The organism is Phyllobacterium chamaecytisi, from assembly GCF_020164455.1.
Taxonomy (GTDB): Bacteria; Pseudomonadota; Alphaproteobacteria; order Rhizobiales; family Rhizobiaceae; genus Phyllobacterium; species Phyllobacterium chamaecytisi.
In genome coordinates, this window is the sequence record NZ_JAIQWW010000020.1 from 18987 (window position 1) to 29366 (window position 10380).

Here is a 10380-nt window from a genome sequence, read left to right on the forward strand (position 1 = left end):
GTTATCGGAGTGATACCTTGAAGCCTCACCAGATCGCGACGATTAGCCGAGTCGATGAGCGCTTGTGCGTAAGTACACTCCGTGCTGCCGCTATTTCGAAACTCTTACCAAGAACTTGATGCGTTCGTAGTCGCCTTTCAGAATGCCCGTAGCAACAACCTCGATGGTGTCAGTTCCAGAGAAGTGGGCTGTAGGGGTATAGAACACCCCAAGCTTTGGCACTTTTCCAGATGTGCAATGAGTCCTACCTACGGTCAGCTTGCCTTCGCCCTGTACGAAACTGACGACACCGTGCGAAGGCCTTGAAATCACCCTCACGGTGGGAAGCCTGCGGTTAGCGCAGTCGGGGAGGACCTGCGAGAAGGCTGTCAGTAATACCTCCTTCCCAGCTCGTGTCGAGACTGTTTCTGTGAAATAACGATCTGGATTTGTGACTGTTGTTTCGCATCCCACCACGACGAAGCCGGATAACAACAGTACGAACACTTGCACATAGTAACGCAATTCAACTCACTCCGCTGTAACCAGATCATTGTCTGATAGAGTGATGCGCAGCATGTAGCCACAAGTCTAAAGTCGAAATTCTGTGGAGAACCTCATTGTCGTTGGGCCGCGAGAATTAGCACTGTGACATGGCAAATCGTCGCGTAATTTTCCTTTGGGTAGACCATAAAGAATTTGATGGAGTGGAACCCTGAAAGCCGTTGCGCTGCAATAAGCCCATGGAAGGGCCTCTAGGCCGGTCACCGTCCTGGGTAGCAGACCCCGGCCAAATGATTAACATCGGCACTGCTTAAGATGCGGCGAACTTCTTGTTGGAGCAATGGCCCCCGGAAAGGGTCGAAACACCACAACGCGAGAGTCATCCTGCTATCATGCCTCGCTGGCGAGTGTTCGACGGCGGCGTGCCTAAGTTTGCATGTTAGGCCGCTTAACCATTTGCAGCGAATCCGTTGCAAAGGCGATAAGAGCAGAAAGATGCTCGAGGTTTGGGGAAGACAATGAAAAAATGCGCCAAAGCGACATTCGCAATAATGCTCGTCATATCGGCCGTACCCGGAACTGCATATGCCTGTCCCGGCTCCGTAAAACAGGATCTCGCGACGTACAACAAAGCGGACGTTGTACTCAGGGCTCGTGTCACGAGTTATGAATATCGAGAGGCACAACACGATGCGCGCATGGATTTCGAAGTTGTCGAGTATCTCGGACCTCGTTGGCCACGGACAGCCTGGCAAGCGACATGGCGGCACTCCACCTTCGGAATGAGAAGAGAATGGGGCGGACCCAAACAGGTAATCGTAGGGTTCAAGGCGGTGCTCGACGCAGAAGGTCAACCAGCTTTGGAGGTCGTCCAACAAGGCTGTTCATCTCCGACGATGGTTGAAGACACACCGGCTAACGTTCAGCTGGTAAAGAGCTATCTGCGGTGGTCGTTTGGAGCCGATCATAAACTGCAAAAGACTGCTCCGGACCCAAAATAGTCGCGTCAATCAGGATACAGCTTTGGCAAATTGGCTAGGGGTCCGGTGGCCAAGCCAGGTCAGGGCCAGTTTTGAAGAATGAGACGTTGTTGGTGAAAGTGCTAGTCAGAGCCTGATCATGCGGCCATCGGGATGATCTATCTGCGCCACGTTGTCGATGAACCACTGATTCCAACTTTCTTGAGGCCCGAGATACTTGTGCAGAAGCCGTTTGAAACGATCTGACGACATTGGTTCAATGGTAGCCGAACCGCGCAGTCCAAGATGCAGCAAGATACCAGCGTCGTTGTCGAAATGAACGATTTCCACCGCACAACGTGGGTCTCTCTCAAGATGTTTCACTGCGCTGCCGTCTGACGATCCGAGAAGCCAGAGTGTTCCTTCTTCCCATATGAACCATACGGGTGCATTGCGCGGTCCACTGTCCCTATTAACAGTCGCCAGATTTGCCATGAGTGGGCGACTTAGAAGATCGTCTGGGTTGAACTCTCGCGGCATAACGACTTGTATCACCAATTCCAGAGTTTCTGAAGCCGCCGCCCACGGCACGGCGCACCCACGTCGGGGTCTCACTTAATCTTAACCACATGGGAGCATGCTTTGGCCGCTGAGCCCCAATTGTCAGCAACCCGGCCTGCCTTTTGTATTGCGTTTTTAGGCAGGTCGGGACATAGGGAGCAAGCTCAAAATAAATATCACGCCAAACCAGATGTCAGCAGTTTTTGCCTCGACTGAAGACGACGAGTCTGCTTTTTTGCTGCAGATCCAAGGGGGAGTCGGGGCATGAAAGTCGCAGTTTTGACAATTGGGATGTTTGTCATTGCGGGTAGCGCTTCTTCAGAAGAATTCACTGATCCGGAGGCGAAGAAGATAATCAGTATCTGCAACGCAGATCAGCGCGCCGTGACTGCCGAAATCGCGCGTTGTATCAGACGCTACGATCCTGATGGAAATCTGATCGTCTTCTCGGCAGAGATAACATCTGGTCGGAACAAATCAAAAAAAGCCAAATAGAATTTTTGCTATGAATATCTAGGCCGCAGCCGGGGGTAAAGTGAGCGAAGTACCGACAGCATCCGAAATCATCGATTATAAAGCCCGATATCCTTCATTGTATCCTAAGCGAACCCGTTGGATCGTTTTGGGAATTCTTGCAGCGTGCCTGCTTGGGTATTGGCTTTTTTTCAACTCATTCGCGCGGGGCCAGAATGCTTTACTCGCAAAAAATTATACAGAAGCTCTGAGATTACTGGAGCCGTTGGCCAAAGGGGGTATGGCCCCCGCCCAGACATTGCTCGGAATAATGTACGATAGAGGCGAAGGCGTTCAGCAGGATAGAGCTATAGCGGCGGATTATTACAGAAAGGCTGCCGAGCAGGGAGTTGCACTAGCGCAAGTCAACCTTGGTGTCTTGTACAACAGCGGCAATGGGGTACCAAGAGATGACAAGTTGGCCGCCGATTTATTTCGCAAAGCGGCGATGCAAGGTAGCCCAGAGGGACAAAACAATCTTGGTTACATGTATGAAGTCGGATCGGGGGTGGCCCAGTATAATGACCTCGCCATTTACTGGTATCGCAAGGCTGCCGAGCAGGGATTTGCACCAGCTCAGGCAAGCCTCGGTATGTTCTATTGGGAAGGTAAAGGCGTTCCCAAGGACGACACGGTAGCTTTTGAATGGCTTAACAAGGCAGCCCTCCAGGACGTTGCCGGTGCGCAAACCACGGTCGGCTACCTCTACCTCATGGGAGAGGGCGTGAAGCAGGACGATGCATTGGCTTTGAGTTGGCTCAATAAGGCAGCAGCAGTCGGTGAACCCGTTGCGCAACGCAACCTCGGCCTCATGTACTATCGTGGTCGAGGTGTAGAGCAAAGCAATAGCAGAGCTGCGGAATGGCTCAGGAAGGCAGCCGACAATGGCGACGAGCCAGCAAAAAAAGCTATGGAAGAGATGGCGGGCATGGGCATTATTTCGGGTACATGAATTCCTGTCGGGTTGCCGGGTTTTATAGGACTGCAGTTGAGGTAGCAATTTGCCATGGACGATGAGATTCTCGCCGATGACCTTGAGCTGTTGGCGTTACAAGATGCTGTTGTTTCGCTCGGAGCGAGCCACCTACTTGTAATTGCCGCAGCCGCCATCCGGGCCCAATGTGAGGAAATTAAGACTCTAAGGCGTGAACGAGATCAGTTGCTTGCCGAACGTCAACGCTAACACAGTGGCATCGGGAAGTTCGGATTTGCATCAATTGAGCGACGAGGAAAATGAAAATGCTAGACAGTATAGCCTTCCCGTCTTCAAACGCATTTACATGCCCATTATCGCCATCCGCAACTATCGACTCGAACAAACGACTGCTCAGAGGGTATTTTGAAGGACCTTCGCGGATATCGTCTACAGGGTTGCCCGCTTATGCTTCCATTTCATTTGAAAATGCGGACGGAAAGATCTTTTAGAATGCCTCGAGCGTAGCAATTTCTATCGAAATTGCGATGTTGCAAGGCATTTGATCGAATGGATTAATGCCGCGTTTGGCGGGACGATTTTATAACCGTCTGATGAAACCCGCGACAACGATACTGTCCTCTCTCGAAGTCAGCTCGCACCGTAACGAAAGAATTGGCTTTGGCCCCTACCTGGTGCTGGAGACGCTGCCCTGGTTATTGCTGGCAACGGTGATCCGCCTGTATTCACTAACGTTGCCCGGCGGTCTTCCGCTGCTTGGTTTCTTTGTAGCGCACGTTCCCGTGTTCATCGCATTTCTGCTCGCAAGCCAGAAGATGGTAAGGTTGACTGGAGGATCAACCGCGCTTGAGCGGCTTTCGTTTCATCGTCAGCTGTCATTGAGCTGGGCAGTGCTTTGGCGGCTTTCGCTCCTATTCTTTTGCACCGTCATTTTGACCGTTTTGCTTGGAATGAACAAATACTCGGCGTCAAAGTTCTGGCTTGGTTTTGATGGTATCGTGTTTGTATGGGGTCGGGGTTTCTTGCCTTTTTGGAGTGCCCTGATTGCCGCAGTTGTATTCATAATGGTCGTTGAAAAGGGGCTTGATCGAAAGCCGACCTTCCTTGCGGTTCTTCGCCAGTTTGGGGCAAGATGGAAGCAACTGACGAAGGCTATCGCAGTTATCGGTTTGGTGTTCGTGGGATGCACCTTCGTTCAATTCTTCGTGGGTAGGCTTGTGTGGGCCGCTGGTGAACCATTGGCGCTTCCGTTTGGAAGAAACCTGCTTTACGTTGGTTTCCTCGCCGGCGTGTCCTACGTGCGGCTGTGGTTGGCGATCACCATTCTGACCTATGCTGTTAGGGCTTCTTATCGACAACAATCGCCGCAGGGTGACGATAAGACTTAGGTGGTCAACTGCCAGAGCGCGTGTATTCTGATTGAACACAAGTTCAGTGGAGAAATAAAGCGCGTTGCGTCACCAGTTTGAACAACGCTCTGGCGGCATGTCCGGCAGCGGCATCAAGTGTTTTAGCCGATCCAGGGCGACGCCATAATGTCCGATGCCTTCCATCATTTTATGCCGTATCTCAATAAAAGCGACGTTGCTTATCCGAAATCAAGATAATATAGGCCTCAATAGCCAAAACATATCCAACTATGCAACTTGTGGTGACTACATATGCAGTAAATACCGAGTTGTCGTTCGCAACAACTGCTCTTACTGAAACCAAAACCGCCGCCACGGCAATGCCAATGCATACTACAGTAAAAACCCCAAGGCTCTTCTCTCTATTTTCTTGAGGAAACTGAGCCCCCAGTTGGTGCTTTACGTCGAGCTTGCCCTGCCTATGTCGAAGTCTGACTTCATACAGGGAGCCAACTAGACTACAGACGTACATTACCGACACCCACAACACGTAGTTAGCGGAGGCATGTCTATATCCAACGTAGAATAACGAGTGATAGGTCGCGGAAAATAATATCCAACCCAAAAATATATAGAACACTATTCTAACATGATCCCACCTATTCAGTCCATAAATATACATTTTATTTGTCCAGATATTGAGTGCGGCGAGATACTTTTGTTTTGAACATTGAACGGTAATTTTTTGCGTGCACGCTGTTATTGGAGCAAGAGTTTGAGGGTTTTGCGGCAACATATGAACTAATGTCTCGATCGCCCACGAGAGTATCCGATTGCGAACATAATGCTGATCTGGGTGATCTTGGAACCTGCATAGAGAAGCGGCACGATAAGCAAGTAAAAAAGACTGGATGTTCAGCGGCCCTCAAAGTGGAATGTCTGAATGGGAATTCTCCTTTGAGCAGACACACAACATAGAAGCCCAGGAAGATCGGGCCGATCATAGTCATGCCAATAATTGCTGCCCAAGTTCGAATTCTGTCGATCATGCGGGGCGTGCTTCTTATGGCTGGCCGGCGGGTCGGTCGGTCAAAAGTCCAATCTTATCAGCTGACGCGTTAAGTTGCGGCGCCAGAGAACCTCGCGAAAATGGCTCTCCATCTGAACCCACTCCCCTCAAATAATAATGGTTAGGGTCCACACGTTGATAATAAAAATACACGGGCGTCGCTGTAGCTGTTGTGACACGCGGGTCAAGCATATAGACGCGTTCGACAGACTCTTGCCCCAGGGAAGCCGACAAAACGTCTAGCGATGCTGGGTAGTCGCCGTGTGTTGTCCGGTAGAATTCCAGCACTGTTACAAGTGAATTAATATTATTTTGAGCCATTTTTGTGCGCAGTTCATCATAGATACCACCGCGCTGCGCAAGTCCAAAGTAGAACAGAGAGCCATATACAACGACGGTAAAGCAGATTCCCAACATTCCCACGACAGCAAGTTTGTTGCCGCCGGTACGCTTGGTAAAAAGCCCCCAAACAACAGCTACAATTCCAAACGGCACACCGATCAGGGGTATAAAAGATAGCCCATCCAGAACAAACGGGAAGGCCCCGAGGTTTTCGTGTTTCCCCGGCATTACCGAATTGCTTGTCATAAATTTACCCGCCTACTCTACGACTCGTCGTGCAAGGCATAAAAACTGTCGCTTCGATAGGTTTAGAGGCAAAAGCCGATCAATTCTCTCATAATATTTTACTCTGCCCGTATAGATCCATAATTGGTAAACGTTCTCTTTTGGGACAGGCGAAAAATCTTTCTTTTTTGGTGATTCGTTCAGAACCGATCACCGTCGATAAACGTTCCTTTGAAAATGCCGATAACACGCGAATTTCGAGCAATTTGGATTGTAGCTTAATTGTCTACAATGCATGTCCAGCCCCACTTTACACCAATTCGCCTATGATAACGCCTCGACAAGATATGGGCTACAGAGTCGCTCACTTCCCAAGGTTGCACTTTCCGCTATGCGGTCCTTTCGGCAAAACGGTAATGGAGGGGCATGCCAAACGACGACGGCTCAGCGCCCGCATTCCGGCCGATCAAGCAGTCAATATAATTTCCCAAAAGCTGTCATTGCTAGCGGCCCGGCGCTTTGAGGCCTTCATCGAAATCTTTGAACTTACCAGGCTTGGTCCGGCCAAGGTTACCAATTGCCTTTGCGGCGTTGTCAATAGATTATGCGATAAATGTTGACGACGCAGACAGATTCGAGCTTCGTCGGACCGCTGGGAGCTCAGCATGTCGATGAACAGGAAGTCATGCATAGACGGCATCGTATATTACCTGTCGATCCTGAGGGTTTCGGTGGAGATACACAACAGCCTGAACCATCAGGACATCAACGTTGCCTCGGAGAATTTTTTCAGGGATTTCCTGAACCTCGCGTTTGGATACCATCTGAAGAACATCAATATCGTGCAGAGAAACGCCCAGGCGATCGACTTGGGCGACGATGATGCTAGGATCGCAATCCAGGTCACATCCAGCACCGGATTGGCGAAGGTCAAGCATACGCACTCCGGCTTCGTGAAGGGCGGTCTTGATAACACTTACGATCGGCTGATCATACTGATGATCGGGGAGAAGACTGGGTTTAAGCAGGATACCTTTGGCGAAGTGGGAGGCTTTCAGATCTCTTTGCGGGACGACGTCTGGGGGATTTCCGAAGTTCTCCGACACCTGGAAGACCTAACGTTGCAAAAGCTTGTGGAGTGCGAAAAATACCTCAAGGACGGCATTTCTGTGCGTCGCCCCCGCGAGGCGAACGAGGTCCAGACCTTGGTGCGCCTGATAGAGGTGCTCAGCGAAGCCGATGCCGAATTGGTCCGCGCGGACATCCTCACGGATCCCGACCCTGACAGGAAGATAAATGCTAGGTTCGCTGACCATGCCAATTTTCTTAAGCGGCAGTTCATCGAGCTTCACATGCTTTACGGCGCCACACTCGATGAAGTCACCAATCAATCCGACATTAGCCATGGCCGAATGCAAAAGCTCCAGATATACCTCACCAACTGGAGTGACCGCGTCTTGCAGCAATACGGGAACAACCCCAAGATGGCACTTGAAAGCATGGTGTCGCAAACGATGGAAAAGATGGGAGACAGCGATATCGGGTTCGACGAAGGCGCAGTCCGATTCTATCTTATCCAGCAGTTGATCGCATGTAACGTGTTTCCAAATACGATGGCCGAACATGCCTAGTCTCTTCCTCAAGGACGAAGCCGTCGAGAAGGCCCCGGTGATAGTTGGCTTTGAGGTGATCCGCTACATCAGATCGTCAAGCGAGGGACGCGTCAGCATTTTCGATTTGGTGGATCGCTTCAAGCGAGAGAAGTGGTTCACCTTCAATTCGTTGATGTACGGTCTGACATTCCTGTATGCGGTCGGACTGCTGGACTTCGAAGAGCCTTATCTGGTGGCCCTCGATGCGAATTGACCTGCTTTATACCGAGCCAAGCACGATCGAGCCGATCCGGTTCGCCGACGGCGTCAATGTAATCTTGGGCGAAAGCGACGAAACGAGTTCGAAGAACAATGGGGTCGGCAAGTCGCTCTGTGTCGAGTTCATCAACTTCGCGCTACTCAAGAAGAAGTCAGAGAGCCGGGTGTCGCGCATCCCAGAAGAGGTCTTCGATCCGGCCACCTTCATATGCGTCCAGTTCACCCTGCACGGGGTGAAATATGTGCTCAAGCGGTCGTTGGCAGAAGCGGAACAGCCGCGGCTGTTCACCGACGGACGCGAGATCATCTTCTCGAAACTCGAAGACGCCACCCACTTCCTCACCGAGGTCATGTTCCCCGCGAGTTGGCACAAGATCGTGAGCTTCCGGGAGATGCTCGGACCGCTGATCCGCGACGAGCGGTCGGAGTTCAAATCGATCGTATCGTGCTTTGATACTCGCCTCCGTGTTCCCGATAACTACGCACCACATCTGATGCTGCTCGGGATCGACATTGGCAACTATCGGGAGATCAGAGGCATCCTAAAGGAGATCGACCGGATAGCTGAGGAGGAAAATCGCATCAGGGAAAGCGTACGCCTCTTGCGCCAGAAGAAGATCGACGATGCTAGGTCGGATCTGAATGCGCTCGACGAGGAAGTCAAAGCCATAAACGACGCGATTGAGAAGCTTGAGACCACCCCGGCCTTCAACATCGTCCAAGAAGATATGCTGGCCATAGAAGAGGAAATGGCAGGTCTTCGCCGTCGCAAGGAAACCCTGAGCCAGCGTTCGGCCAGGCTAGCGCCGATGGCATCGGCCCAGACGATTGACAGCGGCGAGATTCGAGAGTTTTTTGACGAGCTTCGTTCCGGCCTCGGGACGGTGGTCGCACGTGACCTAGACGAGGTCTTGTCCTTCAAGGAGAAGATCGACCGCTTCCAACGTCAACTGCTTGATGAGAAGGCGAAGGTCATCGATGTTGAGATCAAGGAACTTAACAAGCTGATTGCCGATCTCGACCGCCGGTATTCCAAGTTCCTGGCCGTCCTCAATCAACAGGGCCAACTAAAGAGTCTCCGCCAGACCTACGCATCCTATCAGGTCAAGAACGATGAGCTCAGCCAACTCAAGGCGTTCATTGACCGGTACGACCAACTTGCCATCGACAAGCAGCAGAAGCGCTCGGACAAGGAAACGCAGTTGTTGCGCCTCCAGGGGAGCATTGCTGCCGCCAAGGATCGCCTGAAATCCATAGAGCGGACAATCCTCGACATACACCAGTTCATCCAGGGCAACAGGGCGGCGTCCTTCGATATCCGGACCACAACGACTAAGCAGGTTGTCGATATCGTTCTGCGCATAGACGATGACGGCAGCCACAGCGTCGAGCGGGAGAAAGTCTTCATCTACGACATTTCGTTGCTGTTAAACGATTTCACCAAGTTTCGTCACCCCGGCATGTTGATTCACGACAACATCTTCGACGTGGACGAGGACACGCTCAACAAGAGCCTCGAATTCTTGTTCACGCGCGCCGACTTTGAGGACGAACAGCAGTATATCCTGACCCTCAACGTGGACCGCATTACTCACGCCACCGAAGAAATCTGGTACGATGATCTGAAGCGTGCGGTTGTAGCATCGTTTACAAAGTCCGACCGATTCCTCAAAACCACATACCAAGAAGCGCGGTGAACGTGAGCAGGACCGTGCGATGACCGAAATCACATTCAGACGCGACACCAACCTAGCATCCGCCTTACACATATTGCGCAACCGCCATCTGACCTTCCTCATTCCCGAAACGGGCCGATGGAAACGAGGCATTCTTCATGTTCGAGTACAAGCGGTTGAGAAGAGTCAAGACTGTGCTCGCTATCTATCTTGCGGGCAGGGAGAGGACCTACCACCACTGGCAGGTCTTCTCCTGCGGAGCAGACGGCGTGTGCATTGAGTTCGACCGCGACAAACTATTGGCTGGATTCGACCGTGCGGATGGGGTGACCCATCGCCATGTCGAGTACGAACTGGTCTCTAATGCGAACTGATGAACGATGTGGATTTGGAAATCC

Annotated in this window: 10 protein-coding genes; 8 read left to right on the forward strand and 2 right to left on the reverse strand. The window is 51.5% G+C overall.

Annotation, left to right across the window (positions count from 1 at the left end; genetic code table 11):
- Positions 1-1589 precede the first annotated feature (1589 nt).
- Positions 1590-1937, reverse strand: coding sequence for a pyridoxamine 5'-phosphate oxidase family protein (locus tag LB462_RS24700; RefSeq protein ID WP_255627606.1), 348 nt, complete (start codon positions 1935-1937; stop codon positions 1590-1592).
- 330 nt (positions 1938-2267) lie between these two features.
- Here LB462_RS24700 and LB462_RS24705 point away from each other — a divergent pair, with 330 nt between their 5' ends.
- The 4 genes from LB462_RS24705 (at position 2268) to LB462_RS24720 (ending at position 4838) form a co-directional block, all read left to right on the forward strand.
- Positions 2268-2498, forward strand: a complete 231-nt coding sequence (locus tag LB462_RS24705; protein ID WP_224513495.1) for a hypothetical protein — start codon at positions 2268-2270, stop codon at positions 2496-2498.
- A 40-nt stretch (positions 2499-2538) separates the two neighbouring features.
- Positions 2539-3468 carry a tetratricopeptide repeat protein gene (locus LB462_RS24710; RefSeq protein ID WP_224513497.1) on the forward strand — a complete coding sequence of 310 codons (930 nt, stop codon included), beginning with the start codon at positions 2539-2541 and terminating at the stop codon, positions 3466-3468.
- Between the two features lie 54 nt (positions 3469-3522).
- The gene (locus tag LB462_RS24715) at positions 3523-3699 is read left to right on the forward strand and encodes a hypothetical protein (RefSeq protein WP_224513498.1); all 177 of its coding nucleotides are present in this window, start codon (positions 3523-3525) and stop codon (positions 3697-3699) included.
- Positions 3700-4043: 344 nt separating this feature from the next.
- Entirely contained in the window at positions 4044-4838 is a 795-nt protein-coding gene (locus LB462_RS24720; RefSeq protein ID WP_224513500.1) for a hypothetical protein, read from the forward strand.
- A 1024-nt stretch (positions 4839-5862) separates the two neighbouring features.
- On the opposite strand, the gene LB462_RS24725 is transcribed toward LB462_RS24720, so the two are convergent.
- On the reverse strand, positions 5863-6456 hold the full coding sequence (locus tag LB462_RS24725; RefSeq protein WP_224513501.1) for a type II secretion system protein GspG: 594 nt from the start codon (positions 6454-6456) through the stop codon (positions 5863-5865).
- Positions 6457-7100: 644 nt separating this feature from the next.
- On the opposite strand from LB462_RS24725, the gene LB462_RS24730 reads away from it, so the two are divergent.
- The 4 genes from LB462_RS24730 to LB462_RS24745 all read left to right on the forward strand — a co-directional run bounded on the left by LB462_RS24730 (position 7101) and on the right by LB462_RS24745 (position 10356).
- Positions 7101-8066: an SMEK domain-containing protein gene (locus LB462_RS24730; protein WP_224513504.1), complete on the forward strand. Its 966-nt coding sequence runs from the start codon at positions 7101-7103 to the stop codon at positions 8064-8066.
- Positions 8059-8301 (forward strand): hypothetical protein, encoded by a 243-nt coding sequence (locus LB462_RS24735; RefSeq protein ID WP_224513506.1) that lies wholly within the window; start codon positions 8059-8061, stop codon positions 8299-8301. Before LB462_RS24730 ends, LB462_RS24735 begins: the two co-directional genes overlap by 8 nt.
- Positions 8291-10003 carry a DUF2326 domain-containing protein gene (locus LB462_RS24740; RefSeq protein WP_224513508.1) on the forward strand — a complete coding sequence of 571 codons (1713 nt, stop codon included), beginning with the start codon at positions 8291-8293 and terminating at the stop codon, positions 10001-10003. The genes LB462_RS24735 and LB462_RS24740 overlap by 11 nt, the downstream gene beginning before the upstream one ends.
- A 137-nt stretch (positions 10004-10140) precedes the next feature.
- Positions 10141-10356: a hypothetical protein gene (locus LB462_RS24745; RefSeq protein ID WP_224513510.1), complete on the forward strand. Its 216-nt coding sequence runs from the start codon at positions 10141-10143 to the stop codon at positions 10354-10356.
- Positions 10357-10380 lie beyond the last annotated feature (24 nt).